The following is a 25,613-nucleotide window of genomic DNA, read 5'->3' on the forward strand; positions in this document are numbered from 1 at the left end:
CCCGGGGTGATGACGTCGCACCAGGCGATGGTCTCGGGTGCCGGGTTCGGCCCGACGATCAACTCGCTCAACGGTGCGCTCGAGTGCGGCGGCGGGCATGTGGGCCGTCGGCAGCCCGGAGCCCGGGCGGAACCCGGCGTACTGCTCGGCCGCGGCCCGGGCGCACTCGTCCTGATAGACGGGCCCTCCGCCGAGGTACACCGCCATCTCCGCGCGCTTGCCCGGGACGTTGCCGCCGACGAACCAGGCGCCGGCCTTCTTGCCCTCCTCGTACATGACGGTGGCCCGCCCCGCGCGCTCGGTCTCCTCGTACCACCACTCCTCGGCCTCCCGCGTCGCCTCGAGCTGCGCGACGCCGCTCTCCCGCGCGTACGCGAGCGCGCTCTGGAGCCACTGCGCGCCGCGCTGGACCGGTACGGTGAGGTTGGACAGCGGCGTCTGCGGGCCGAGCGACAGGAAGAAGTTGGGGAACCCGTGGACGGAGATCCCCAGGTAGGTCCGCAGCCCGTCCCGCTCCCACCGCTCGCGCAGCGTGATGCCCTCACGACCGACGACGTCGAAGGCGGTGAGCGCGCCCGTCATGGCGTCGAACCCGGTCGCGAGCACGAGCACGTCGAGCTTGTGCTCGACCTCCTGCCCGCCCGTGTCAGGGCCCGCAACCACGACGCCGCTGGGCGTCACCCGCGTGATCGGGGTCGCGAGGACGTCCACGAGCTCGACGTTCTCCCGGTTGTACGCGGCGTAGTAGCCGTGGCCGGTGGGCGGGCGCTTGCCCATGAACGTGTAGGTGGAGGGGCTGAGCGCCTCTGCGGTCCGGGGGTCGGTGACGATCTCCCGGATCTTGCCGCGGAGGAACTCGGACGCGAGCGCGCTCGCCTCGGGGCTCGAGACGAGGTCGGTGAAGCACTCGTTGGCGAACCGGAAGCCGCCCGCCTCCCAGCGCGACTCGAACACCCGGCGGCGCTCGTCGTCGTCCACCTCGAGCGCGGACCGCGTCGGGATCTCCATCGGCACACCGAAGGGGTGCTGGGCCGCGCGCTCGAAGACGGCGTCGTAGTCCGCACGCAGCGCGGCGAGCTCGTCCGCGGTGACCGCGGGGCTCGTCGTCTCCAGGACGTAGTTCGGGGTGCGCTGGAAGACGGTGACGTGGGCCGCCTGGGCGGCGAGCTCGGGCAGCATCTGGATCCCCGAGGCGCCGACGCCGACCAGCCCGACGCGCTTGCCGGACAGGTCCACCCCCGCGTGCGGCCACCTCGCCGAGTGGTACGCGGGCCCGGCGAAGGTGTCCAGGCCGGGGAGGTCCGGGTACAGGGGACGCGAGAGCAGCCCCGTCGCCGAGACGAGGTAGGTGGCGCGCAGCGTCGACCCGTCGGCGAGGGTGAGGGTCCACAGGTTCGTGACGTCCGAGTGCTCGGCCCGCTCGACCGTCGTGCTCAGCCGGATGTCACGCCGCAGGTCGAGCCGGTCGGCGACGAACTCGAGGTACGCGCGGATCTCCTCGCCGCGCGGGTACCGCTCGCTCCAGTCCCACTCGTCCCGCACCTCGCGGGAGAACGAGAACGCGTACGCGAGGTACTCCGAGTCGGTGCGCACGCCCGGGTACCGGTTGGCCCACCAGGTACCGCCGACTCCCCCGGCGCCGTCGACCACGAGGACGGAGAGACCGGCCTCTCGCAGGTGGTACAGCATCGCCAGGCCGGAGAAACCCGCCCCGATGACGACCGCGTCGTAGGTCTCGCCGCTGCTCGCCGAATCCCCCATGTACCGCTCCCCCGTTCCAGGTCCGTCAGGACGTCGCAGGCACGCTGCCCGCGCGACGCGGTATACCGTCCCACGCGACGCTGCTTCGTGCCAGAGCGAGCTCACGCGTCCCGGAGACCGGATCAGAACGGCCAGACGAGCGGCACGTACAGGACCGCGGCGGCGACGAACACCAGCGCCAGCGGCAGGCCCAGGCGCCAGTAGTCGCCGAACCGGTAGCCGCCCGGCTGGAGGACCATGAGGTTCACCGGGGTCGCGATCGGCGTGAGGAAGGCCGCGGCCCCGGCGACCGTGAGCGCCATCATGAACGGCTGCACGCTCACGCCCAGGGTCTGCGCGAACGACACCGCGACGGGGGCCATCACGAGGACCGTCGCGACGTTCGAGATGAACTGGCCGAGGACGAGCGTGAGCACGCACACGACGAGGAGCGCGAGGTGCGGTGAGCCGCCGCCGGTGACCCGGAGCACGACGTCCGCGATCGCGTCGGCCGCACCGGAGGAGACGAACGCCGCGGACAGCGGGATGAGGGCCGCGATGAGCACCACGGTGTCCCACGAGATCGCGCGGAACGACTGCGGCACGGTGACGACCCGCAGGAGCACGAGGGCGCCCGCTGCGAGCAGACCAGCGATGACCGGCGGCACGACCCCGGTCGCGAGCAGCACGATGGTCGCGACCAGCACCCCGAGGCAGCGCCGCCAACCGCGCCCGAGCGGGACGCCACGCTGGAGGCTCTTCGAGGAGTCGACGGCGATGACGTCGGGCGACTGCGTGTAGCGGTGGAGCGCGTCCCAGGGCCCGCGCACGAGCACGGCGTCGCCCGGCTGGAGGGTCATCGGGCCGGACGGTGCCTCGCTGTCCGGCCCGGTCGAGCTGCCGTCGCCGCGGCGGATGGCGAGCACGACGAGGCCCTCGTCCCGGGTCGTCATGCCGGGGCTCACCCGGCGCCCCACGAGCGTCGAGCGTGGCGCGATGAGCACCTCGACGACCCCCGTGCCGCCCGTGAACAGGCGACCCGTGTCGAGCTCGGCGGGGTAGCTCTCGCGCCACGAGCGCACCCGCTCGCGCGGGTCGGTGGCCGTGTCGGCGAGGTGCTCGGGGACGCGCTCCGGGAGCAGCCGGTCGCCGAGCGTCACGACGAGCACGGCCGTGGCGAGGACGAGCGGGATCCCCACCAGCGCGAACTCGAAGTAGCCGAACTCCTGGCCGCCCGCCTCCGCGGCGGCCTCGGAGACGATGATGTTCACGGGCGTGCCGGTCAGCGTGAGGAGCGAGCCGGCGCCCGCGGCGAACGCGAGCGGGACGAGCATGCGCGAGGGCACGATGCCGGCCCGCGCGGCCGCCACGACCGCGACCGGCAGGAGCGCCGCGACGGCGCCGTTGATGCTGATGACGGCCGCGAGCAGGGCGGCGACCCCGACCATCAGCGTGAGCAGCCCGGCACGACCGAGCGACGCGCGCCGCTCGAGCCACTGCCCGATCCACGCGGTGATCCCCGTGGAGTCCAGCGCGTCGCTGAGCACGAACAGGCTCGCGATGAACAGCACGATCGGGTCGCTGAACCCGCCCAGCGCCTCGTCGAGCGTGAGCACCCCGGTCGCCCACAGGGAGACGGGCACGAAGAGCGCGACGACGACGAGAGGGAGCCGGTTGGTCATGAAGCCCACGACCGCCAGCGCCAGGATGACGAACGTCGCGACCAGCGGATCGATCATGGGCACCCCCTGGGACGTCAGGATGCCACAGGATGCCCCCTGGCGGCGGGGACCGGAATAGTGGGCACGCCGGTGCGTTGTCGATGACCATGACGACTCTCGGGATCATCGGCGCAGGGAACATCGGCTCTCAGGTCGCACGGGCGGCCATCACCCACGGCTACGACGTGGTCATCGCGAACTCCCGGGACCCCCGGACGCTGGACGACCTCGTCGCCGAGCTGGGTCCGCGGGCACGGGCGGCGACCGCCGAGGAGGCGGCGCGTGCCGCGGACGTCGCCGTCGTGGCGGTGCCCTTCGGGGCGTACCGCGAGGTCCCCGTGGAGCCGCTCGACGGGAAGATCGTCCTCGACGCGAACAACTACTACTGGGAGCGCGACGGGCACGTCGAGGCGATCGACCGAGGCGAGGCCACGTCGTCGGGCCTGCTCCAGGAGCACCTGGCCGGGTCCAAGGTGGCCAAGGCGTTCAACCACATCCGGTCGACGGACATCACGACCGACGGGACCCCCGCGGGCACCCCGGGACGCCGCGCGCTGGCGACCGCGAGCGACTTCCCCGACGCCGCGGCCTGGGTCGTGCGGTTCTACGACGAGCTCGGGTTCGACGCGGTCGACACGAGCCCGCTCGCGGAGTCGTGGCGCGTCGAGCGCGACCGCCCGGCGTACGTCGCGCGCCAGGACGCCGACGAGCTGCGCGAGAACCTCGCCCGGGCGCCCCGCACGCTCTGACGTGCCCCGGGGCGGGCGCGTCAGGCGTGCTCGCCCCGGGCGACGAGGCCTGCGCCCACGATCAGCAGCACGAGGAGCGCCACCACCAGGCCGAGGAGCGCGAGCGCGCGGACCGGTCCGAGCGGGCCTTCCACGAGGCGCGCGGACCGTCGGCACCCGACGCCGGCCAGGCCCCACAGGACCGCGGCGCCAAAGGGCTCGGGGCGCTGCCACACGACGGTCAGCACGACGGCGAACGCCGCGAGCGCCCAGGCGATCCATCCCGCCCAACGCAGCCGCGCACCGTAGAACGACTCGGCCGGTCGACCACCACCACGCTCCGGCGCCACCGCCCGGCGGTCTCCCGAACCGCCGAGCACGCGGGGTTCGCGTCGGTCGAGCAGGCCCGGGACGGGCGGCTCGTCGCGCCGGGCCACGGTCAGTCCTCGCCGTAGAAGACGCGCTCCATGACCGTCCGGGCGCGCCGCGCGGTGCGCAGGAAGTGCTCCTCGAGCTCGGCGCCCGTGTGGACGTCCGGGAGGTCGAGCACACGCGCGAGGCCGTTGAGCGCGAACCGGTCGTGCGGCAGCACGTCCACGGTCGTGCCGGTCGTCCGGCCGGACCACAGCACGAGCGCGCTGCGCAGCCGGGACGCGAGGTGCCACGCCTCGCCGAGCACCACGGCGTCGTCGGCGTCGACGAGACCCGCCGCCACGGCGGCCTCGAGCGCGTCCACGGTCGAGGTCGTCCGCAGCCCGGCCACGTCGTGGGCGTGCTGGAGCTGGAGAAGCTGGACGGTCCACTCGACGTCGGACACTCCCCCGCGGCCCAGCTTGAGGTGGCGCGACGCCTCGACGCCGCGCGGCAACCGCTCGGACTCGACGCGCGCCTTGATGCGCCGCACCTCGCGCACCTCCGCGAGGTCGAGGCCGCCCTGCGGGTAGCGCAGACCGTCGGCGACGCGCGTGAACGCCTCGCCGAGACCGTCGAGGTCGCCCGCGACCGGGCGTGCGCGCAGGAGCGCCTGCGCCTCCCAGACGCTCGACCACCGCTCGTAGTACTCGGTGTACGACGCGAGCGAGCGCACGAGCGGGCCGTTGCGCCCCTCGGGCCGCAGGTCGGCGTCGACCGGGAGCGCGGGCTCCGGGCCGACGGCGGACAGGAGCTGGCGCAGCCGAGTCGCCACGGCGAGCGCGTACGCCTGGGCGTCGGCGCCCTCGGTGCCGGGCGCCGGGTCGTGCACGAACATCACGTCGGCGTCCGAGCCGTAGCCCATCTCACGCCCGCCGAGGCGACCCATCGCGACGACGAGCAGGCGCGCCGGGGCGGAGCCGGGGTCCTGGGCGTCGTACCCGAGCTCGCCGCGCGCGACGAACTCCGCGACCCGGAGCGCGCCCGCGAGCACGACGTCCGCGGCGTCGGAGATGCTGCGCGCGGCGTCGACCGCGTCGACGACGCCGAGGAGCTCGGCGGCGCCCGTGCGCGCGAGCTCGCGGCGGCGCACCGCGCGCAGGCTCACCGTCGCGGGCTCGACCTCGTCAGCGCGCGTGAGGATGGCGTCGGTCTCGGCCGTGAGCCGCTCGATGCCGCGCGGCGCGAGGTCGTGGTCGTCCGCGAGCCAGCGGACCGACTCGGGCGACCGGGCGAGCGCGTCCGCCATGTAGCGGGAGTTCGAGAGCAGGTGCGCGAGCCGCTGCGCCGCGGAGCCGGAGTCGCGCAGCAGCTTGAGGTACCAGTGCGTCGCGCCGAGCGTCTCGGAGAGCGTGCGGAACGCGAGCAGGCCCGCGTCGGGGTCCGCGCCCTCGGCGAACCAGCCGAGCATGACGGGCAGGAGCTGGCGCTGGATCGCCGCGCGCCGGCTCACGCCCTCGGTGAGCGCGGTGACGTGGCGCATCGCGCCCGCGGGGTCGCGGTAGCCGATCGCCGCGAAGCGCGCCTTCGCCGCCTCCGGCGCGAGGCTCACCTCGTCCGGGGAGAGCTGCGCGACGGCGGGCAGGAGCGGGCGGTAGAAGATCTCCTCGTGCAGGCCGCGCACCTCGCGGCGCGTCGCGCGCCAGCGCTCCGTGAGCCCCTCGGCGCCCTCGGCGCGCATCCCGAGCGACCGTGCGAGACGGCGCAGCTCGTCCTCGGCGGTCGGCACGAGGTGGGTGCGCCGGAGCCGGAAGAGCTGGATGCGGTGCTCGAGCGAGCGCAGGAACCGGTAGCAGACGCCGAGCCGGGCCGCGTGCTCGCGGCCCACGTACCCGGCCGCGGCGAGCTCGGCGAGCGCCGTGAGCGTCCCGCGGCTGCGGATCGACTCGTCCGCCCGTCCGTGCACGAGCTGGAGAAGCTGGACGGTGAACTCGACGTCGCGCAGGCCGCCCTTGCCGAGCTTGAGCTGGCGGTCGGCCTCGGCCGCGGGCACGTGGTCCTCGACGCGTCGGCGCATCGCCTGCGAGTCCTCGACGAAGTTCTCGCGGCCCGCGGCGGACCACACGAACGGCGCGATCGCCTCCTCGTACGCGCGGCCCAGGTCCCGGTCCCCCGCGACCGTGCGCGCCTTGAGCAGCGCCTGGAACTCCCAGGTCTTGGCCCAGCGCTCGTAGTACGCGACGTGGCTCGCGAGCGTGCGCACGAGCGGGCCCTGCTTGCCCTCGGGGCGCAGCGCGGCGTCGACCTGCCACAGGGCGGGCTCCCCCGACGTGCCCCAGCACACGCGCGCGAGGCCCGTCGCGAGCCGCGCGCCCACGCTGGTCGCGTACGCCTCGTCGTACCCCTCGGCGGGCTCGACGACGTAGATGACGTCGACGTCGGAGATGTAGTTGAGCTCGCGCGCGCCGCACTTGCCCATGCCGATGACGGCGAGCCGCACGCCCGCGCCGTGGTCGTCGAGCTCGGCGCGGGCGATCGCGAGCGCCCCTTCGAGCGCGGCGGCGGCGAGGTCCGCGAGCGCCGCCCCGACCGCGGGCATGCGGGTGAGCGGGTCCGTCACCGTGAGGTCGGTCGCGGCGATGCGCAGGATCCGCTCGCGGTAGGAGCGGCGCAGCGCGTCCACGCGCTCGGGACCGGCCTGGTCGGCGACGGGCACCGCGGCGTCGGGATCCGCGCCGACGGCGCGCAGCAGCTCGGCCCGGACGTCGCGCACGTCGACGCCGGTCCCCGGGGTCGGGTCGGCGACGACCTCGAGCAGCGCGGGTCGGCGCACCACGTCGTCGCCGAGCGCGACCGAGGCGCCGAGCACCGCCAGCAGGCGGTCGCGCGCCTCGCCGGGCCGCAGGGTGCGCCGCGCGACGTCCGCGAGCGGGCCGCCCGCCTCGACGTCGGGGCGCAGCGCGCCCGCGAGCCGCACGACCTGGAGCAGCGCGAGGTCGGGGTCGGCCGCCGCCCCGAACGCGGCAAGGAGCTCGTCGTCGACGACGGACGCCGGGTCCGCGCCGCCGTCCGGAGCGTCCGCGCCCGGGGCGCGACCGCCGTCGAGCAGGAGCGTGAGGTCCGGGTCCGCGAGCAGACCCGCCGAGCGCGAGATGTCGGCGAAGCCGACGCGCGCGAGGCGACCGGTGAGCGTCGGACGGCGGGAGCCGCCGGACCGACCGGATGTCGTCGTGGGCCCGCTCACAGGACCTGGAGGAACCGCTTCAGCTCGAACGGCGTGACCTGCGCGCGGTAGCCGTCCCACTCCTGGCGCTTGTTGCGCAGCACGAAGTCGAAGACGTGCTCGCCGAGCGTCTCCGCGACGAGCTCCGACTTCTCCATGACCGCGATCGCCTCGTCGAGCGACTGCGGGAGCGGCTTGATGCCCAGGGCACGACGCTCGGCGTCGGTGAGCTCCCAGACGTCGTCCTCGGTGGCCTCGGGGAGCTGGTAGCCCTCCTCGATGCCCTTGAGGCCCGCGGCGAGCATGACGGCGAACGCGAGGTACGGGTTCGTGGCCGAGTCGAGCGCGCGGTACTCGACGCGGCTCGAGTTGCCCTTGCCCGGCTTGTACATCGGCACGCGCACGAGCGCCGAGCGGTTGTTGTGGCCCCAGCACACGTAGCTGGGCGCCTCGGCGCCGCCCCACAGGCGCTTGTACGAGTTCACGTACTGGTTGGTGATCGCCGTGATCTCGGCGGCGTGCACGAGGAGGCCGGCGATGAACTGGCGCGCCGTCTTGGACAGCTCGAACTGGGCACCCGGCTCGTGGAACGCGTTGCGGTCGCCCTCGAAGAGCGACAGGTGCGTGTGCATGCCCGAGCCCGGCTGGTCGGCCATCGGCTTGGGCATGAACGAGGCGAACACGCCCTGCTCGAGCGCGACCTCCTTGACGACCGTGCGGAACGTCATGAGGTTGTCGGCGGTGGTCAGCGCGTCCGCGTAGCGCAGGTCGATCTCGTTCTGGCCCGGTCCCGCCTCGTGGTGGGAGAACTCGACCGAGATGCCCATGGACTCGAGCATCGTGATCGCGGCGCGGCGGAAGTCGTGCGTCGATCCCCGCGCGAGGTGGTCGAAGTACCCGCCCTGGTCGACGGGCACGAGGCCGTGCTCGGCGTCGGCGGGCTGGTTGAACAGGTAGAACTCGACCTCGGGGTGCGTGTAGAAGGTGAACCCCTTGTCGCTGGCCTTCGCCAGCGCGCGCTTGAGCACGTTGCGGCTGTCCGCGAGGGACGGCTCGCCGTCCGGCGTGAGGATGTCGCAGAACATGCGCGCGGTGCCGTGCCGCTCGCCGCGCCACGGGAGCACCTGGAACGTGGTGGGGTCCGGCTTGGCGATCATGTCGGCCTCGTACACGCGCGTGAGGCCCTCGATCGAGCTGCCGTCGAACCCGATGCCCTCCGCGAACGCCGACTCGAGCTCCGCCGGCGCGATCGCCACCGACTTGAGCATGCCGAGCACGTCGGTGAACCAGAGCCGGATGAAGCGGATGTCGCGCTCCTCGACCGTGCGGAGCACGAACTCCTGCTGCCTGTCCATGCGGTACATCCTGCCTGATCCGTGTGACGAACGGGTGACACGGCCGTGTGGCGGACGTCGCGCGTCGGGACGCCCCTCCCGACCGGCCGTGACCCCGCGCTCGTCTAGGCTGGCCGCATGGCTGATCTGCGCGTCGCGCTGGCACAGGTCGACACGTGCGTGGGGGACCTCGACGGCAACGCCGCCCTCGTCCTCGAGCGCACCCGGGAGGCGGGGGCAGCAGGCGCGCGGCTCGTCGCCTTCCCGGAGATGACCCTCACCGGCTACCCGATCGAGGACCTCGCCCTGCGCGCGTCGTTCCGCCGCGCGGCGTGGGACGCCGCCGCGGACATCGCGGCGCGACTCGCCGCCGACGGCCTGGGCGGGATCACCGTGGTGCTCGGCACCGTCGGGACCTCGGGAGCCCCGCGCGGCGCCGGCGCGGCGGAGCGCGAGGCCTCGGGCTCGCCGGCGGACCTGCCGACGAACCGCGCCGTCGTGCTGCGCGACGGCGTCGTGCAGGCCGCGTACGACAAGCACCACCTGCCCAACTACGGCGTCTTCGACGAGTTCCGGATCTTCGCCCCGGGCGAGACCACGACGGTCGTCGAGGTCGAGGGCCGCCGCGTCGGGATCGCGATCTGCGAGGACGTCTGGCAGGACGGCGGACCGGTCGCCGAGATGGCCACGCTCGACGAGGCGGGGAACGGGCTCGACCTCCTGCTCGTGCTCAACGGCTCCCCGTACGAGGAGGGCAAGGGCCACGTCCGGACCGACCTCGCGGCGCGCCGCGCGCGCGAGGTGAGCGCCCCGGTCGCGTACGTGAACCTCGTGGGCGGGCAGGACGACCTCGTGTTCGACGGCGGCTCGTTCGTCACCGACGCCTCGGGCGCCGTCGTCGCGGCCTCGCCGCAGTTCGTCGAGGACCTGCTCGTGTGGGACCTGCCGTCCGACGGCGCACCCCGCGGGCCGCGCGCTCCCGAGCTGCACCCCGACGAGGAGGTGTACCGGGCCTGCGTCACCGGGCTGGCCGGCTACGTCCGCAAGAACGGCTTCCGCTCGGTCCTCCTCGGCGTCTCGGGCGGGATCGACTCCGCGCTCACCGCGGCGATCGCCGCCGACGCGATCGGCGGCGAGAACGTCGTCGGCGTCTCGATGCCCTCGCAGTACTCGTCCGACCACAGCAAGGACGACGCCGCGGACCTCGCCAAGCGGCTCGGCGCCGACTACCGCGTCCAGCCCATCGCGCCGATGGTCGAGGCGTTCCAGGGCGAGCTCGCGCTCGAGGGCGTCGCCGAGGAGAACCTCCAGGCGCGCGTGCGCGGGGTGATCCTCATGGCGATCTCCAACCGCGAGGGCCACCTCGTCATCGCACCCGGCAACAAGTCCGAGCTCGCGACCGGGTACGCGACGATCTACGACGCCGGCAGCATCGGCGGCTTCGCGCCCCTCAAGGACGTCGACAAGTCGCGCGTCTGGCAGCTCGCGCGCTGGCGGAACAACCAGGCGGTGGACCGGGGAGAGATCCCGCCGATCCCCGAGTCGTCCATCACCAAGCCGCCGTCGGCGGAGCTGCGCCCGGGCCAGACGGACCAGGACTCGCTGCCGCCCTACGACCTGCTCGACGAGGTGCTCGACGCCTACATCGAGCACGCCGAGGGCCGCGCCGAGCTGCTCGCGCGCGGGTTCGACCCCGAGGTCGTCGACAAGGTCGTCACGCTCGTCGACCGCGCCGAGTGGAAGCGCCGCCAGTACCCGCCGGGCCCCAAGGTCACCGCCCTCGCGTTCGGCCGCGACCGTCGCCTGCCCATCACCAACCGCTGGCGCGAGCCGCTCGACTGACGGCGCCGGTCACCCCGCGCGCCGTCCGACCCGTACCCCGCACCCAGGAAAGGCCGTCATGTCTGCTCACACCGCCCCCGAGCCCGCCACGACCGGGGGCACGGGACCGCGCCGCGTCCGCGTGCACCACCTCGCCGAGGCGAAGGCGCGCGGCGAGAAGATCACGATGCTCACGGCGTACGACGCGGTGACCGCGCGCATCTTCGACGACGCCGGGATCGACATGCTGCTGGTCGGCGACTCGATCGGCAACACGATGCACGGGCACGCGTCGACGCTCCCCGTCACGGTCGACGACCTGATCCCCCCGGCTCGCGCCGTCGCGCGCGCCGCGCGGCGCGCGTTCACGGTCGTCGACCTGCCGTTCGGCTCGTACGAGGCGGGCGCGGAGCAGGCGCTCGCGACGGGCGTGCGGTTCCTCAAGGAGACCGGCGTGAACGCGGTCAAGCTCGAGGGCGGGCGTCGCATCGCCGCGCAGATCCGCGCGCTGACCGACGCCGGCATCCCCGTCGTGGGCCACCTCGGCTTCACGCCGCAGTCCGAGAACGCGCTCGGCGGGCCGCGCGTCCAGGGCCGGGGCGACGACGCGGCGGAGCGCCTCAGCGAGGACGCCCTCGCGGTGGCCGAGGCGGGCGCCGTCGCCGTCGTGCTCGAGATGGTGCCGGTCGAGGTCGCCGCGCGGATCACCGAGATCCTGCGCATCCCCACGATCGGCATCGGCGCGGGCGCCGCGTGCGACGGCCAGGTGCTCGTCTGGACGGACATGGCCGGCATGACGGACTGGTCGCCGCGCTTCGCCAAGCGGTACGCCGAGATCGGCGCCGCGCTCGGCCAGGCGGCGGCCGACTACGCCGCGGACGTGCGCGGCGGGACGTTCCCCGACGACGCGCACAGCTTCGCGCGCTGACCTCCCGGGCTTCCGCGGGGGGCGGCGAGGCGGCGACGCTCAGCCGGCGTCCGCGCCGCCCGCGGCCACCCAGGCGGTGAGCCCCGCGGCGAGGGCGTCGGCGTAGCGCTGCCGGCCCTCCTCGGACTCCATGACCGCGGCCTCGTCGGGGTTGCGCATCTCCCCCAGCTCGAGCATGACCGCGGGGCGCTCGGCGTGGTTGAGCGTCGCGAGGTCGGCGCGTCGCTGGATCGGACCGTCGTCCGCGGCGACCGAGGACGACGGCGCGAACCCGGCGGCGGTCAACGCCGCCACGAGCTCGTGGGCGAGCGCGACGCTCGGCTCCCCCTGGGCGTCGTCGACGGGCGGGTCCGCGACGATCGCGAAGAACCCGTGCGCGCTGCGGTCCTCGGTGCCGTTGGCGTGGATCGAGACGAGGACGTCCGCGTCGTTCTCCTGGGGGAAGCGGCCCCGCGCGTCGACGCACGGCCCCACGCCCGCGTCGTCGGGCCGGGTGAGCACGACGACGGCGCCGAGCTCAGTGAGCCCCTCCGCGAGGCGGCTGCTCACGTCCCACGTGAACGCGTGCTCGGGGTAGCCCGCGTCCGTGGACGCACCCACCGTGTTGCACGCCTTGGTGTCGCCCCGCCCGTCCGGGACGGGCGCGTTGACCGTGAGCGGGTTCGCCCCGTTGCCGCCGTTGTGCCCCGGGTCGACGGCGACCGTGAGGCCGGCGAGCGGGGGCGGCGGACCGGTCTCCGCGACCGTCGGGTCCGGGGACGCGATCGTCGGCTCCGGCTCGGGGGCGGAGGCGACCTCGTCACCCGAGGGGGTGAGCGTCGTCGGGTCTCCCCCGGACCCGGCCCGGACCTGCAGCGCGACGAGGAACGTCAGCGCGCCGACGGCGAGCCCCGCGAGGAGCAGGCCGAGGCGCCCGGACCAGACGCGCCGCGGGCCGGGTGGTGGGGCGTGGGTCACTCGCCGCGCTCGCGGCGGTCTTCCTCGTCCCAGGCGTCCGACCGCTCGCGCGCGGTCTCCAACGCCTTCTGCGCGGCCTCACGGGTCGGGTACGGGCCCATGCGGTGCGACCACGAGCCGCTCGGGCCACGGTGCACCTCGCCGGTGCGGGTGTCGAAGTAGTACTCGTCCTCGGCCGCGGGCTCGCCGTCGTCGGTGAAGCGTGATCCGGTGCTCATGACCCGATCCTCCCCCATCTCGGCCCGCCCGGCCGTCCACGCCGCCGCACGTTCGTAGACTGGCCGTCATGAGCCCCACGCCGTCTTCGACCTCGCCCGACGCCGTCGCTCCCCCACCTGCGGCACGTCGCGGCCCGCTCGTGCCCGGGGTCGTCGGACCGCTGCGCGCCGTGCCGGCGTTGATCGAGCGCCCCGAGTACGTCGGGCAGCCCGGCCCGCGGCCGTTCACCGGGAGCGAGGTCAACGACACCGAGACGATCGAGCGCATCCGCGCCGCGTCGCGGATCGCGGCGCAGGCGCTCGTGGAGGTCGAGCGCCACGTCGCGCCCGGCGTGACGACCGACGAGCTCGACCGCGTCGGGCACGAGTTCCTCCTCGACCACGGCGCGTACCCGTCGACCCTGGGCTACCGCGGGTTCCCCAAGTCGTTGTGCACGTCGCTCAACGAGGTCGTGTGCCACGGCATCCCCGACTCGACCGCGCTCGTCGAGGGCGACATCGTCAACGTCGACATCACCGCGTACGTCGGCGGCGTGCACGGCGACACCAACGCGACGTTCACCGTCGGCGAGGTCGACGAGGAGTCCGCGCTCCTCGTCGAGCGCACGCGCGAGGCGCTCGCCCGGGGGATCAAGGCCGTCGCCCCCGGCCGCCAGATCAACGTGGTCGGTCGCGTCATCGAGCGTTATGCGGCCCGGTTCGGGTACGGGGTCGTGCGCGAGTACACGGGGCACGGCGTCGGGCGCGCATTCCACTCGGGGCTCGTCGTGCCGCACTACGACGCCGCGCCCGACCACGCGACCGTCATCGAGCCCGGGATGGTCTTCACCATCGAGCCCATGCTCACGCTCGGCACGTCCGAGTGGCGGATGTGGGACGACGGGTGGACGGTAGTCACCGCGGACGCCTCGCGGACCGCGCAGTTCGAGCACACGCTGCTGGTGACCGACGACGGAGCGGAGATCCTCACACTGCCATGAACGCTCACCAGGACTCTCACGCCGCACCTCCGGCGCAGACCGACCGCCCCCGCACCGCTTTCGGCATCGACGTCGGCGGCAGCGGCATCAAGGGCGCTCCGGTCGACCTCGCGACCGGCGAGTTCGCCCAGGAGCGCCACCGGATCCCGACGCCGCAGCCGTCGACGCCGCAGGCCGTCGCCGAGGTGATCGCCGAGCTCGTGGGCGAGTACGACCTCCCGCAGGACGTGCCGATCGGCGTCGCGTTCCCGGCGCCGCTGCAGCACGGCGTCGTGCGCTTCATCGCGAACCTCGACCAGTCGTGGACCGGCGTCGACCTGCCCGCGCTCGTCGCGCGCGAGACCGGGCGCCACGTCGTCGCGGTCAACGACGCCGATGCGGCCGGGATCGGCGAGGTCCGGTACGGCGCCGCGCGCGAGGCGGACGGGGTCGTGCTGGTCGCGACGCTCGGCACGGGGATCGGCAGCGCGATCGTCGTCGACGGGCACCTGCTCCCGAACACCGAGCTCGGGCACCTCGAGATCGACGGGTACGACGCCGAGACGCGCGCGTCCGACGCCGCGCGGGACCGCGAGGACCTGGACTGGGCGCAGTGGGCCGAGCGGCTCCAGCGCTACTTCGGTGTCGTGGAGGACCTGTTCTCGCCCGACCTCATCGTCGTGGGCGGGGGCGTGAGCAAGAAGCACGAGCACTTCCTGCCGCTGCTCCACCTGCGGGCGCCCATCGTCCCGGCCCGGCTCCGCAACGCGGCCGGCATCGTGGGCGCGGCGTCGCTCGCGGCGGACGCGCGCTGACCGGCGCGGGCGCGCCCGTCGGCCGCCCCGCCGTCGGACCTCGACCGGAGGTCAGCTCGTGGTGACCTCGTGCCGCTCGGTGCCGAAGATGTCGATGACGCCGAGCATCTCGAGGACGTCGGTGACGACCGTGGGCGGGTTGCGCAGCGTCACGGACAGCCCCTCCTCGGAGCCGATCGTGTAGAACTGCACGAGGAACGCGATGCCCGTGGAGTCCATGAACGTCACCTTGGACGTGTCGATCACCACGGGGACGTCCCGTTCGAGCGCGTTCGCGAGCGCGGCGCTCGCCTCGCTGCGGAGGGCGACGTCGATCTCGCCCCACATGTCCACGACGCTCGCCTCGGGCTCCTCGAGCAGCCGGATGCCGCCCGTCCCTGCCTCAGCGTCGCTCCGCTCCAGCTCCTGCACCAACACTGCCCCGCCCTTCGTCCTGCCCCTGCCTCGCCCACCCCGACGAGTACGCGCCACCTGCCTGACGCTGTCGATCGGTCGGGGCCTGCTGTCGTACGTCATCGGGCGACGAGAAGGCTCCGGCGTGATCGGACGTCGCCAGCGTACCCCACGGATGCCGCTGGCTGGTAGGCCTCTGGCGAAGACTTTACCCAGAGCGGCTTCGGCATCGTTCCCCGGAGCGATCGTTGAGGATTCATTCAACAGTTGGACGGGTGTCCAGACGGCAACGGCCGCCGCATCCACCCGGTAGCGGGTGGACGCGGCGGCCGTGGGGACGGAGCGCGGGCCGTCAGCCCGTGTTCTGCAGGCCGGCGGCGACGCCGTTCACGGTGAGCAGCAGGAGGTGCTGCAGCTCGTCCTTGACGGGCCCCTCCGCCCCGGAGCGCAGACCGCGCAGAGCGCGGACCTGGAGCAGGGAGAGCGCGTCGACGTACGGACTGCGGAGCTGGACCGCGCGGCCCAGCACCCGTCGGCCGGCGAGCGGCCACGCGTTCTCCGTGACCGCGAGGACCTGCTCGCGCGTGAGGCGCAGCTCGTCGAGGATCGCCTGCGCGAGGTCGTCGCGCTCGCCGAGCGCGAGGTAGCGCTCCGCGATGCGCTCGTCCGTCTTGGCGAGCGACATCTCGACGTTGTCGAGGAGCGTCGCGAAGAGCGGCCACTCGCGGTGCGCCTCGCGCAGCAGCTCGAGGTCGCCGAACTCCTTCAGTGCCGTCCCGAGCCCGTACCAGCCCGCGAGGTTGATGCGGGCCTGGGACCAGGAGAAGACCCAGGGGATCGCGCGCAGGTCGTCGAGCGAGGAGACGGACAGGCCGCGGCGGGCCGGGCGGGAGCCGATCGGCAGGAGGCCGACCTCCTCGAGAGGCGTCACCTGGGAGAACCACTGCGGGAACCCGTCCGCACGGACCAGCTCGTGGAACCGGCGGCGCGACGACTCGTCGAGCGCCGCCGCGAGGTCGCGGTACCGCTCGGTCGCCTCGGCGTTGCGCTTCTCGGTCGACGGCGCCGACGCGAGCAGGGTCGCCGCGGCGACCTGCTCGATGTGGCGCGACGCGATGGTCGGGTCGCCGTAGCGCGCGAGGATGACCTCGCCCTGCTCGGTGAGCTTGAACCGGCCGTCGACCGAGCCCGGGGGCTGGGCGAGCACGGCACGGTTCGCCGGGCCGCCGCCGCGGCCGAGCGCCCCGCCGCGGCCGTGGAACAGCGTGAGCGTGATGTCGTGGCGCTCGGCCCACTGCGCGATGCGGCTCTGCGCGTCGTGGAGAGCGAGCGTCGCGGAGACCGGACCGACGTCCTTCGACGAGTCGGAGTAGCCGAGCATGACCTCGACGCGGCGCCCGTTCTCGGCGAGCCGGCGCTGCACCTGCGGGAGCGTGAGCATCGACTCGAGGATGTCGACGCTCGCGCGCAGGTCGGCGAAGGTCTCGAACAGCGGGATCGCGTCGACCACGGGCGCCTCGTCGGAGCCCTCGAACGCGAGCTCCGCGAGCTCGTACACCGCCGCGAGGTGCTCCGGCTTCTGCGTGAACGAGACGATGTAGCGGCGTGCGGCACGGATGCCGTACCGCTGCTGGACCGCGCCCAGCGCGCGGAACGTGTCGAGCACCTCGCGCGTGCGGTCGGAGAGGTCGCCGCGCAGGCCCTTCTCCGCGATCTCGGCGAGCGCACCCTCGTGGACCTGGGAGTGCTGGCGCACCTCGAGCTCCGCGAGGTGGAAGCCGAACGTCTCCACCTGCCAGACGAGCTGCTGGAGGTCCCCGTACGCGGCGCGCGGCGCGCCCGCGGCGACGAGCGACTCCTGGACGACGCGCAGGTCTGACTCGAGCTGCTCGGCGTTCGGGTACGCGAGGTCCGCGTTGCGGGCGCGGGTCGCGGCGATGCGGTCCGCGACGACGAGCAGCACCGCGCGGTGCGGCTCGCGCGGGGACGCCTCGGACGCGGCGACGGTCACGGCCTCCGAGAGCCGGCGCTGCCGCTCCCACAGGGCGCGCAGCCCGTCCGACGGCGGCGTGCCGTCCTGGTCGAGCGTGAGCTTGCGCCCCACGAGGCGCGTCTGCTGCTCGAGCGCGGCGAGCGCGTGGTCCGCCGCGATCGCGGCGGCCTGGCGCGTGACCTCGGCCGTGACGTTCGGGTTGCCGTCGCGGTCGCCGCCGATCCACGTGCCGAGGCTGACGAACGGCCGCACGAGCGGCTCCTCGCGGCCCGCCTCGTCGCCGAGCAGCCAGTCGTCCAGGCGGCGGTACACGGTCGGGAACGTGTCGAACATCGTCGCGTCGAACACGCCCAGCGCCGTCTTGACCTCGTCGAGGACGGACGGCTTGTGCTCGCGGATGGGGGCGGTGCGCCACATCGTGTCGATCTCGGCGAGCAGGCGGCGCTCGTTCTCCGCGAGCGACGTGCCGCCGAGGCGCTGGGCGTCCCGCTCGTCGAGCAAGGTCGCGATGCGGCGCACGGCGCCGGACACCGCACGGCGGCGGGCCTCGGTCGGGTGCGCCGTGAGCACCGGGCGGAACTCGAGGCCGCGGAGACGACGCAGCGCCTCCTCACGACCCACCTCGCCGACGAGCTGCTCGAACGCCTCCGGGAGGGAGTCGTCGGGCGTCGTCGCGCGGGTCGCGAACTCGGCCTCGCGCTCGCGCAGGACGCGCACGCGGTGGTACTCCTCCGCGAGGTTCGCGAGGTGGAAGTAGCACGTGAAGGCCCGGGCGACCTGCTCGGCGCGGGCCATGGAGAGGCCCTCGACGAGGGTCTCCGCCTCGGCCAGCACGGCGCCGGACGGGTCGTCGTACGCGCGGATGGACAGCTCGCGCAGGCGCTCGACGTCGTCGAGCAGGTCCTGGCCGCCCGTCTCGCGGAGCACGGTGCCGAGCAGACCGCCGAGCAGGCGGACGTCGTCACGCAGCGGGGCGGGCACGTCGTGGCGGGCGAGGCCGCGCCCCGCGTGCCCGGTGTCGTCGGAGACGTCGGCGGCGGCCCGGTCAGGGCCGTCGGCAGCACCCGGCGACGGGGACAGTTCCGAAGGGGAGAGGTCGTTCACGGTGACGAGAGTATTCCTTGACCGTCAGGGGACGTGAAGGCGTCCGAGGGGTGATCGTCGGTCGAGCGGTGGTCGGCCCGGGGTCGGCGCGTGCGACCCCGGCGAGACCCCGGGGTCAGCGGCGCGCGCCGACGCGGACCGCGTCGAACGGCGCGTTCGACGCCACGCGGTCCTCGATCGAGGCGGTGACGACGTCCTTGGCGACGCGCGCGGCGTCGAGCACCGAGGCGCCCTTGGCGAGCTCCGCGGTGATCGCGGCCGCGAAGGTGCAGCCCGCGCCGCTCACGCGCTCCTCGCCGATCTTGGGGGTGCGCAGCACGTGCACCTCGTCGCCGTCGACCAGCACGTCGACCGCGTCCGGGCCGGGCAGCTCGACGCCGCCCTTCGCGACGACGGCGCGCGGGCCGAGCGCCTGGACCTTGCGCGCCGCCTCCACGAGCTCCTCGACCGTCTCGATCGACTCGACGCCCGCGAGCGTGCGGGTCTCGAAGAGGTTGGGCGTCACGACGGTCGCGAGCGGCAGGACCTGCTCGCGCAGCGCGGTGTCCGTGTCGAGCGCGGCGCCCGGCTCCTGGCCCTTGCAGATGAGCACCGGGTCGAGCACGACGTGCTCCCACGTGCGCGAGCGCAGCGACTCCGCGACGACGTCGATCGTCGCGGGCGTGCCGAGCATGCCGATCTTCACGACCGACGGCTCGTGCGTGACCGTCGCCGCCTCGAACTGGTCCGCGATGACCTGCGGGTCGACGGGGACGAACCGGTGGCCCCAGTCGTTCTTCGGGTCGAACGAGACGATGCACGTGAGCGTGCCGACCCCGTACGCGCCCAGCTCCTGGAACGTCTTGAGGTCGGCCTGGATGCCGGCGCCGCCGGTGGCCTCGGAGCCGGCGATGACGTAGGCGAGCGGAGGCGTGTGCGAGTCGTGGTGCGACATGGTGCTCCTCGGCACGAGTAGGACGGGGTCCGTCCTCCCGGTCGTGCCGGGAGAGGCGGGCGGACGAGCCGGTCTGTACGCCGGGTTCTGTTCCCGCGCGAGGTCACCCTCGCGCGGGCGACGGTCATCCATCTAGGCCCTGCGTCGCCGCAGGGCTCGAGCGGTCTACCCGACTGTGCTTCTCCGAGGAGAATCGGGCGGGCAGCCCTCAGGCACAGTCTGTCTGACCTTGCTCCAGGTGGGGTTTACCGAGCCGGGCCGGTCACCCGGCCCGCTGGTGGTCTCTTACACCACCGTTTCACCCTTACCGCGCCGGAGTGGGCCGAAGCCCTTCCCTGACGCGGCGGTCTGTTCTCTGTGGCACTGTCCCGCGGGTCACCCCGGGTGGGCGTTACCCACCACCTTGCCCTTCGGAGCCCGGACGTTCCTCGGCGAGGAGCACGAGGCCCCTCGACGCGACCGTCCGACCGACTCGTCCGCACCGGCAAGATTACCGCTCCCGGACGACTCGTCGAACCAGCGACCGGTCCACCGGGAGGGTGCTGCCCGTAGGATGGCCGACCCCCTCGAAGCCGGCTCCCGGAGGTCTGTCGTGCCCGCCCCCGCCGTACCGTCCGCCCCCGACGCTCCGACCGCGGCACCCACCGGGGACACCTCGACCGAGCTCGCCCGGGAGCAGGAGTTCCTGGCCGAGGCCCGCGCGCAGCTCGCCCGCATGCGCGAGCAGGCGGGGTCGCTGAACGCCCTCGCCGGGGACCGGGTCAGCGCCGAGCATCTCGAGGCGGCGCTCGCCCGCCGGCTCGCCCAGCTCGCCGACGACCCCGAGGTCCCGCTCTTCTTCGGCCGTATCGACCTCGACGGCACCGACCACGAGCCCGCCGAGGTCTTCCACATCGGGCGCCGCCACGTCTCCGACCCCGAGGGCGACCCGCTCGTCGTCGACTGGCGCGCCCCGGTGAGCACGCCCTTCTACCGCGCCACCCGCACCGAGCCGATGGGGGTCGCCGTCCGCCGCCGCTACGGCTTCCAGCGGGGCGCTCTCACCGGCTTCGAGGACGAGACGCTCACCGCACCGGGTCCCGGTGCCGAGCCCTCCGCGATCCTCGAGGCCGAGATCGAGCGTCCCCGCACCGGGCCGATGCGCGACATCGTCGCCACCATCCAGCCCGAGCAGGACGTCATCGTGCGCAGCGGGCTCGACCGGACCGTCGTCGTGCAGGGCGCGCCCGGTACCGGCAAGACCGCCGTCGGGCTGCACCGCGCCGCGTACCTGCTGTACTCCCACCGGGAGCGCGTGAGCCGCGCCGGGATGACCGTCGTGGGGCCCAACGCGAGCTTCCTGCGGTACATCCGCGACGTGCTGCCCGCGCTCGGCGAGGTCGACGCGACCCAGACCACCGTCGAGGAGATCGTCACGGCGCACGGCCGCCTGCGCGGCACGGAGCCCGCCGCCGTCGCCCGGCTCAAGGGCGACGGGCGCCTGGCCGAGGTGCTCCGACGCGCCGTGTGGTCGCACCTCGTCGAGCCGTCCGAGGCGCTCGTGCTGCCGCGCGGTGCGCGCCGCTGGCGCGTCGCCGCGCACGAGGCACGCGAGTGCGTGGCGCAGGTGGTCGGCCGGGAGCCGCGCTTCGACGCCGGCCGCGACCACCTGCGGCACGCGCTCGCGCACCGCATCCTCGTGCAGATCGAGGAGTCCGGCGAGGCGCTCGACGAGCGGGCGTGGGACGCGCTCGCGCGCACGCGACCGGTCCGGGACTACACCGCCGCGGTGTGGCCGAAGGTCACGCCGACGGCGCTGCTGCACCGGCTCCTCGTCGACCCCGCGTTCCTCGCCGCGAGCGCCGACGGCGTCCTCACCGCAGCCGAGCAGGAGCTGCTGCGCCCGGCGCGACCTTCCCGGACCCCGGGCACGGCCCGCTGGACGCTGGCCGACCTCGTCCTGCTCGACGAGGTCGCGGACCTGCTGGCCCGGGGCGCGTCGGTGGCGCACGTCGTGGTGGACGAGGCGCAGGACCTGTCGCCGATGATGCTGCGCGCTCTCGGGCGCCGGGCGCGCACCGGCTCGCTGACGGTGCTGGGCGACCTGGCCCAGGCGACGACGCCGTGGGGGGTCTCCTCGTGGACCGACGCGCTGACACACCTCGGCAAGCCCGACGGCCACGTGGAGCAGCTCACCGCGGGCTTCCGCGTCCCCGGCGACGTCATCGAGTATGCCGCCCGCCTGCTGCCCTCGATCGCGCCGGACCTCTCTCCGCCGGTCGCCGTCCGTCGCGCCCGGGGCGAGCTGGTCCTCACCACGGACCCGCTGGTGGACCTGGTCCGCACGGCGCTCGACCGGGAAGGGTCGGTCGGGCTCATCGTGCCCGACGGCGGCGCGGAGGCCGCGCGCAGGGCGCTCACCCAGGCCGGCCTCGCCTTCGCGGTCGTCGGCGAGGCGACGGACGACGCCGGCACGGTCGAGTTCGACACGCGGCTCGACCTCGTGCCCGCGTCGCTCGCGAAGGGGCTGGAGTTCGACCACGTCGTGCTGGACGACCCGGAGGGTGTCGTCCGGGGCGAGCCCGACCGGGTCACGGGCCTGCGGCGGCTGTACGTCTGCCTGACCCGCGCGGTGACGTCCCTCGCCGTCCGCCACCGCGACGACCTGCCCGCCGAGCTCTGCCGTCCGTGACCGTCGTGTCGGACCTCGTCGGTAGGGTGCCCGGGTGGCCACAGCGACTGCGACCGACACTGCGCCGAACACCGCGCTCGACGTGCTCCGACGGGTCTTCGGGTACGACTCGTTCCGGGGCGAGCAGGCCGCCATCATCGACACCGTCGTCGGCGGCGGCGACGCCCTGGTGCTCATGCCCACCGGCGGGGGCAAGTCCCTGTGCTACCAGATCCCCGCCCTGGTCCGCGCGGGGACCGGCGTCGTGGTGTCACCGCTCATTGCCCTCATGCAGGACCAGGTGGACGCCCTCGCGGCGCTCGGCGTCCGCGCGGCGTTCCTCAACTCCACGCTGTCCGTCGAGGACCGCCGCGCCGTGGAGCGCGCGCTCGTGGGGGGCGAGCTCGACCTGCTCTACGTGGCACCGGAAGGGCTCCGGAGCCGCGCCACCCTCGACCTGCTCGACAGGACGCCGATCGCGCTCTTCGCGATCGACGAGGCGCACTGCGTGTCCCAGTGGGGGCACGACTTCCGGCCCGACTACCTCGAGCTGTCGGTGCTGCACCAGCGCTGGCCGTCCGTCCCGCGCATCGCGCTGACGGCGACGGCGACGGCGGCGACGCGGGCCGAGATCGCCCAGCGCCTCGACCTGGAGGGCGCGCGGCACTTCGTCTCCAGCTTCGACCGGCCCAACATCACCTACCGGATCGTGCCCAAGGACCGACCGGAGAAGCAGCTGCTCGACCTGCTGCGCACCGAGCACGCCGGGGACGCGGGGATCGTCTACTGCCTCTCGCGCGCGTCGGTGGAGAGGACCGCCGCGACGCTCGTCGAGAACGGGATCCCGGCGCTGCCCTACCACGCAGGGCTGCCCGCGTCGGTGCGCGCCGCGAACCAGTCCCGGTTCCTGCGCGAGGACGGCCTGGTCATGGTCGCGACGATCGCCTTCGGCATGGGCATCGACAAGCCCGACGTCCGGTTCGTCGCGCACCTCGACCTGCCCAAGTCGGTCGAGGGGTACTACCAGGAGACGGGGCGCGCCGGGCGTGACGGACTACCGTCCACCGCCTGGCTGGCCTACGGCCTCGCCGACGTCGTGCAGCAGCGCAAGCTCATCGAGACGTCCGACGGCGATGCCGCGCACCGGCGCAACCTGGGCCAGCACCTGAACGCGATGCTCGCCCTCTGCGAGACCGTCGAGTGCCGCCGTGCCCAGCTCCTCGCCTACTTCGGGCAGGACCACCCCGGGAGCTGCGGGTCGTGCGACACGTGTCAGGCCCCACCCGAGGCCTGGGACGGGACGGTCGCCGCGCAGAAGGTGCTCTCGGCGGTGTTCCGCCTGGACCGCGAGCGTGGGCAGAGCTTCGGCGTCGGGCAGGTCGTCGACATCCTCCTCGGCCGGGACACCGAGAAGGTCCGACGGTTCCGGCACCAGGAACTGTCGGTGTTCGGGGTCGGGAAGGACCTGTCCGAGCACGAGTGGCGGGCCGTGGTGCGCCAGCTCCTCGCCCAGGGGCTGCTCACCGTCGAGGGCGCGCACGGGACGCTCGTGCTCACCGCGGGGAGCGGGGAGGTCCTGGCCCAGCGACGCGAGGTCCGGATGCGGCACGAGCCGGCTCGTCCGGTGCGTGCGGCAAAGGCACGGAAGGCGGCCGCCGGCGCCGAGCTGGCCGAGGCCGACGTCCCGCTCTTCGAGGCGCTGCGCGCCTGGCGCGCGGGGGAAGCGAAGACCCAGGGCGTGCCCGCGTACATCGTGTTCGGGGATGCGACGCTCCGCGGGATCGCGACCGCCCGGCCCGGCTCGCTCGAAGAGCTCGCGCGGGTGAGCGGCGTCGGTGAGAACAAGCTCGCCCGGTACGGCGACGCGGTGCTGGCCGTCGTCGCCGAGGGAGGATGAGCCGGCGCGCACCGAGCTCGGGGCTGTCCCCCGCCTCCTGAGGCGGGGGAGGTTCCCGGGATCGGTGTCAGACGTCGACGCGGTACGACAGCGCGAGCTCGTCGCCGCTGACCCCGCGGATGCCCCAGTTCTCGCGCGGGCTCTCGAGGATCACGAGCTCCACGTCGTCCACGGTCAGGCCGAGGGCGGGCACGACGTCGTCGTACAGCGCCGCGATCAGCGCGCGCTTGGCCTCGCGCGTCCGGCCCGTAAAGCACACGACCTCGACGACGAGGTACGCGTCAGAGCGCGGGGCAGCCAGGTCGTCGTCGTCCAGGAGCAGGAAGCGGTGGAACCGCTTGTCGGGCGGGAGCTGCCACGTGCGCACGAGCGCGTCGTGCAGCGCGTCGGACACCTCCGCCCGCCGCTCTCCCCACACGCTGCGCCGTCCGTAGATCTTCACCTGGGCCATCGGGCGAGCGTAGCCGTGACGCAGGCCACGCCGTCGTGCCTGGTCACCCACCGCGACGACGCGGCGTCCGCTCGTAGAGTGGCCGCGTGCTCGTGCTGCTCCCCCCGTCCGAGGGCAAGACCCCCGCGCCCGACGGCGCCGCGCCGGTCGACCTCGGCTCGCTCACCTCTCCCGCCCTCTCCGCGCACCGCGCGCAGGTCCTCGACGCGCTCGCCGCCGCGAGCGCGCGCCCGGACGCGCACGACGTCCTCGGCACGACGCCGGGGCTCGCCGACGAGGTGCGGCGCAACACGTCCCTCCGCACGGCGCCCGCCGGGTCCGCGGCCGACGTCTACACGGGCGTGCTCTACGGCGCCGCCGACCTCGCGGGCGCGCTCGCGTCCGGCGGCGAGGCCGCGCGGCGGGCCCGCGAGGACGTCCGGGTCGTGTCGGCGCTGTGGGGGGCGCTCTCCCCCGCCGACCGGGTCCCCGCGTACCGGCTCTCCATGTCCGTGGCCCTGCCGGGCGTGGGAAAGCTCGCCACCGCGTGGCGCCCGCACCTCGCCCCCGTGCTCGACGAGCGCGCAGCCGGGGACGTCGTCGTCGACTGCCGGTCCGCGACGTACGTCGGCGCGTGGAAGCCTGCGACCTCCGGGCCGCGCGCGGCCGACTGGGTCGCGGTGCGCGTCGTGCGCGAGCACGCCGGGAAGCGCAGCGTCGTCTCCCACAACGCCAAGCACACGCGGGGCGTGCTCGCGGGGCACCTGCTGCGCCGGGCTGCCGCGCCGCCGTCGTCGGCCGACGGGCTGCTCGACGCAGCGGGCGAGCTCGTCGGCACGGTGATCGGCACCGAGGTGGGCTCGGGGCTGAGCTACCGCCTCCTGGAGACGACGCTCCACGACGCGACCACCCGGAGCGGGCCGCGCACGCTCGAGCTCGTCATCGCCTGAGCGATCGACCGAGCGATCGACCGAGCCCTGGGCTCGCACCCGCTGCGGTCCGGCGGGACGAGGTCCACAGTGGACCCATGGTCTACAGCGAGGACCTCGCCGAGCGGATCCGCGCCGCCCTGCGGCCGCGCGCGCCGTTCGACGAGCGGAAGATGTTCGGCGGGATCGCGTTCCTCGTCAACACCCATATGGCGCTCGGCGTCACCCGCGACGACCTCATGGTGCGGGTCGGCAAGGACGGCATGGGCGCGGCGCTCGAACGCGGCGGGGCGGTCATGGAGATGGGCGGTCGCGCGATGACGGGGATGATCCTCGTCGACGGCGGACGGATCGCCGACCCTGACGAGCTCGAGGCCTGGGTCGCGACCGCCGTCGAGCACGCCCTCGCCGAACCCGCCAAGGCGACAAAGCCCCGGAAGGTGTGAACCGACCCCGGCGGCGCCGGGCTCCGGCGGCGAGGGAGAACC

At 74.1% G+C, this 25,613-nt stretch carries 20 protein-coding genes and 1 other RNA gene; 9 read left to right on the forward strand and 12 right to left on the reverse strand.

From position 1 onward, the window contains the following. Positions 1-1,761: flavin-containing monooxygenase (locus tag ACFWH7_RS08055; RefSeq protein ID WP_378215986.1), on the reverse strand; the 1,761-nt coding region annotated here is incomplete at its 3' end. A gap of 122 nt (positions 1,762-1,883) precedes the next feature. After that, complete coding sequence (locus ACFWH7_RS08060; protein WP_378215987.1) at positions 1,884-3,479, reverse strand: SLC13 family permease; 1,596 nt, start codon at positions 3,477-3,479, stop codon at positions 1,884-1,886. Between the two features lie 89 nt (positions 3,480-3,568). Here ACFWH7_RS08060 and ACFWH7_RS08065 point away from each other — a divergent pair, with 89 nt between their 5' ends. Then, a complete protein-coding gene (locus ACFWH7_RS08065) occupies positions 3,569-4,210 on the forward strand; it encodes an NADPH-dependent F420 reductase (protein WP_378216029.1) in 642 nt (213 codons plus the stop codon). A gap of 20 nt (positions 4,211-4,230) precedes the next feature. On the opposite strand, the gene ACFWH7_RS08070 is transcribed toward ACFWH7_RS08065, so the two are convergent. From ACFWH7_RS08070 to glnA, 3 genes are read right to left on the reverse strand one after another with little or no spacing between them, the layout of a single operon-like run. Further along, positions 4,231-4,626 (reverse strand): hypothetical protein, encoded by a 396-nt coding sequence (locus tag ACFWH7_RS08070; protein ID WP_378215989.1) that lies wholly within the window; start codon positions 4,624-4,626, stop codon positions 4,231-4,233. 2 nt (positions 4,627-4,628) lie between these two features. After that, positions 4,629-7,784: a bifunctional [glutamine synthetase] adenylyltransferase/[glutamine synthetase]-adenylyl-L-tyrosine phosphorylase gene (locus ACFWH7_RS08075; protein ID WP_378215991.1), complete on the reverse strand. Its 3,156-nt coding sequence runs from the start codon at positions 7,782-7,784 to the stop codon at positions 4,629-4,631. Then, complete coding sequence (glnA, locus tag ACFWH7_RS08080) at positions 7,781-9,118, reverse strand: type I glutamate--ammonia ligase (protein ID WP_378215992.1); 1,338 nt, start codon at positions 9,116-9,118, stop codon at positions 7,781-7,783. Before glnA ends, ACFWH7_RS08075 begins: the two co-directional genes overlap by 4 nt. A gap of 117 nt (positions 9,119-9,235) precedes the next feature. Between glnA and ACFWH7_RS08085 the strand changes: the two genes are divergently transcribed. Further along, positions 9,236-10,939 carry an NAD+ synthase gene (locus ACFWH7_RS08085; protein WP_378215993.1) on the forward strand — a complete coding sequence of 568 codons (1,704 nt, stop codon included), beginning with the start codon at positions 9,236-9,238 and terminating at the stop codon, positions 10,937-10,939. A 58-nt stretch (positions 10,940-10,997) separates the two neighbouring features. After that, positions 10,998-11,846, forward strand: coding sequence for a 3-methyl-2-oxobutanoate hydroxymethyltransferase (gene panB / locus ACFWH7_RS08090; protein ID WP_378215994.1), 849 nt, complete (start codon positions 10,998-11,000; stop codon positions 11,844-11,846). 39 nt (positions 11,847-11,885) lie between these two features. Here the strand turns inward: panB and ACFWH7_RS08095 are convergent, their stop codons facing one another. Next, on the reverse strand, positions 11,886-12,803 hold the full coding sequence (locus tag ACFWH7_RS08095) for an N-acetylmuramoyl-L-alanine amidase (protein ID WP_378215995.1): 918 nt from the start codon (positions 12,801-12,803) through the stop codon (positions 11,886-11,888). Continuing rightward, on the reverse strand, positions 12,800-13,021 hold the full coding sequence (locus tag ACFWH7_RS08100; protein WP_047233948.1) for a hypothetical protein: 222 nt from the start codon (positions 13,019-13,021) through the stop codon (positions 12,800-12,802). Before ACFWH7_RS08100 ends, ACFWH7_RS08095 begins: the two co-directional genes overlap by 4 nt. 68 nt (positions 13,022-13,089) lie before the next feature. Between ACFWH7_RS08100 and map the strand changes: the two genes are divergently transcribed. Beyond that, positions 13,090-14,001, forward strand: coding sequence for a type I methionyl aminopeptidase (gene map / locus ACFWH7_RS08105; RefSeq protein ID WP_378215997.1), 912 nt, complete (start codon positions 13,090-13,092; stop codon positions 13,999-14,001). Then, complete coding sequence (ppgK, locus tag ACFWH7_RS08110; RefSeq protein ID WP_277515134.1) at positions 13,998-14,795, forward strand: polyphosphate--glucose phosphotransferase; 798 nt, start codon at positions 13,998-14,000, stop codon at positions 14,793-14,795. The genes map and ppgK overlap by 4 nt, the downstream gene beginning before the upstream one ends. A gap of 51 nt (positions 14,796-14,846) precedes the next feature. Here ppgK and ACFWH7_RS08115 read toward each other — a convergent pair whose 3' ends face one another. From ACFWH7_RS08115 to rnpB, 4 genes are all read right to left on the reverse strand, one after another. Then, positions 14,847-15,206 (reverse strand): STAS domain-containing protein, encoded by a 360-nt coding sequence (locus ACFWH7_RS08115; protein ID WP_378215998.1) that lies wholly within the window; start codon positions 15,204-15,206, stop codon positions 14,847-14,849. Positions 15,207-15,540: 334 nt separating this feature from the next. Continuing rightward, on the reverse strand, positions 15,541-18,162 hold the full coding sequence (locus ACFWH7_RS08120; RefSeq protein WP_378216030.1) for a phosphoenolpyruvate carboxylase: 2,622 nt from the start codon (positions 18,160-18,162) through the stop codon (positions 15,541-15,543). Positions 18,163-18,400: 238 nt separating this feature from the next. Then, positions 18,401-19,219 carry a bifunctional hydroxymethylpyrimidine kinase/phosphomethylpyrimidine kinase gene (thiD, locus tag ACFWH7_RS08125; protein WP_378215999.1) on the reverse strand — a complete coding sequence of 273 codons (819 nt, stop codon included), beginning with the start codon at positions 19,217-19,219 and terminating at the stop codon, positions 18,401-18,403. 60 nt (positions 19,220-19,279) lie between these two features. Then, positions 19,280-19,694, reverse strand: an RNA gene (gene rnpB / locus ACFWH7_RS08130) — RNase P RNA component class A. 117 nt (positions 19,695-19,811) lie between these two features. Here rnpB and ACFWH7_RS08135 point away from each other — a divergent pair. Both ACFWH7_RS08135 and recQ read left to right on the forward strand, forming a co-directional pair. Further along, positions 19,812-21,890: a HelD family protein gene (locus ACFWH7_RS08135; protein WP_378216000.1), complete on the forward strand. Its 2,079-nt coding sequence runs from the start codon at positions 19,812-19,814 to the stop codon at positions 21,888-21,890. A gap of 34 nt (positions 21,891-21,924) precedes the next feature. Then, on the forward strand, positions 21,925-23,766 hold the full coding sequence (gene recQ / locus ACFWH7_RS08140; protein ID WP_378216001.1) for a DNA helicase RecQ: 1,842 nt from the start codon (positions 21,925-21,927) through the stop codon (positions 23,764-23,766). A gap of 67 nt (positions 23,767-23,833) precedes the next feature. Here recQ and ACFWH7_RS08145 read toward each other — a convergent pair whose 3' ends face one another. Further along, positions 23,834-24,217 carry a tautomerase family protein gene (locus ACFWH7_RS08145; RefSeq protein WP_378216002.1) on the reverse strand — a complete coding sequence of 128 codons (384 nt, stop codon included), beginning with the start codon at positions 24,215-24,217 and terminating at the stop codon, positions 23,834-23,836. 86 nt (positions 24,218-24,303) lie between these two features. Here ACFWH7_RS08145 and ACFWH7_RS08150 point away from each other — a divergent pair, with 86 nt between their 5' ends. Together ACFWH7_RS08150 and ACFWH7_RS08155 are read left to right on the forward strand one after the other, a co-directional pair. Then, the gene (locus ACFWH7_RS08150) at positions 24,304-25,146 is read left to right on the forward strand and encodes a YaaA family protein (protein WP_378216003.1); all 843 of its coding nucleotides are present in this window, start codon (positions 24,304-24,306) and stop codon (positions 25,144-25,146) included. Between the two features lie 77 nt (positions 25,147-25,223). Continuing rightward, a complete protein-coding gene (locus ACFWH7_RS08155; protein ID WP_378216004.1) occupies positions 25,224-25,571 on the forward strand; it encodes a TfoX/Sxy family protein in 348 nt (115 codons plus the stop codon). Positions 25,572-25,613: the final 42 nt, after the last annotated feature.

The organism is Cellulosimicrobium cellulans, assembly GCF_042723955.1.
Taxonomy (GTDB): domain Bacteria; phylum Actinomycetota; class Actinomycetes; order Actinomycetales; family Cellulomonadaceae; genus Cellulosimicrobium; species Cellulosimicrobium cellulans_H.

What these genes read in the sequence shown, in the direction of transcription:
- thiD (WP_378215999.1), bottom strand. Translation starts at nt 19,219, where the DNA reads ATGTCGCACCACGACTCGCACACGCCTCCGCTCGCCTACGTCATCGCC.
- glnA (WP_378215992.1), bottom strand. Translation starts at nt 9,118, where the DNA reads ATGGACAGGCAGCAGGAGTTCGTGCTCCGCACGGTCGAGGAGCGCGAC.
- ACFWH7_RS08060 (WP_378215987.1), bottom strand. Translation starts at nt 3,479, where the DNA reads ATGATCGATCCGCTGGTCGCGACGTTCGTCATCCTGGCGCTGGCGGTC.
- ACFWH7_RS08085 (WP_378215993.1), top strand. Translation starts at nt 9,236, where the DNA reads ATGGCTGATCTGCGCGTCGCGCTGGCACAGGTCGACACGTGCGTGGGG.
- ACFWH7_RS08155 (WP_378216004.1), top strand. Translation starts at nt 25,224, where the DNA reads ATGGTCTACAGCGAGGACCTCGCCGAGCGGATCCGCGCCGCCCTGCGG.
- ACFWH7_RS08100 (WP_047233948.1), bottom strand. Translation starts at nt 13,021, where the DNA reads ATGAGCACCGGATCACGCTTCACCGACGACGGCGAGCCCGCGGCCGAG.
- ACFWH7_RS08145 (WP_378216002.1), bottom strand. Translation starts at nt 24,217, where the DNA reads ATGGCCCAGGTGAAGATCTACGGACGGCGCAGCGTGTGGGGAGAGCGG.
- map (WP_378215997.1), top strand. Translation starts at nt 13,090, where the DNA reads ATGAGCCCCACGCCGTCTTCGACCTCGCCCGACGCCGTCGCTCCCCCA.
- ACFWH7_RS08065 (WP_378216029.1), top strand. Translation starts at nt 3,569, where the DNA reads ATGACGACTCTCGGGATCATCGGCGCAGGGAACATCGGCTCTCAGGTC.
- panB (WP_378215994.1), top strand. Translation starts at nt 10,998, where the DNA reads ATGTCTGCTCACACCGCCCCCGAGCCCGCCACGACCGGGGGCACGGGA.
- ppgK (WP_277515134.1), top strand. Translation starts at nt 13,998, where the DNA reads ATGAACGCTCACCAGGACTCTCACGCCGCACCTCCGGCGCAGACCGAC.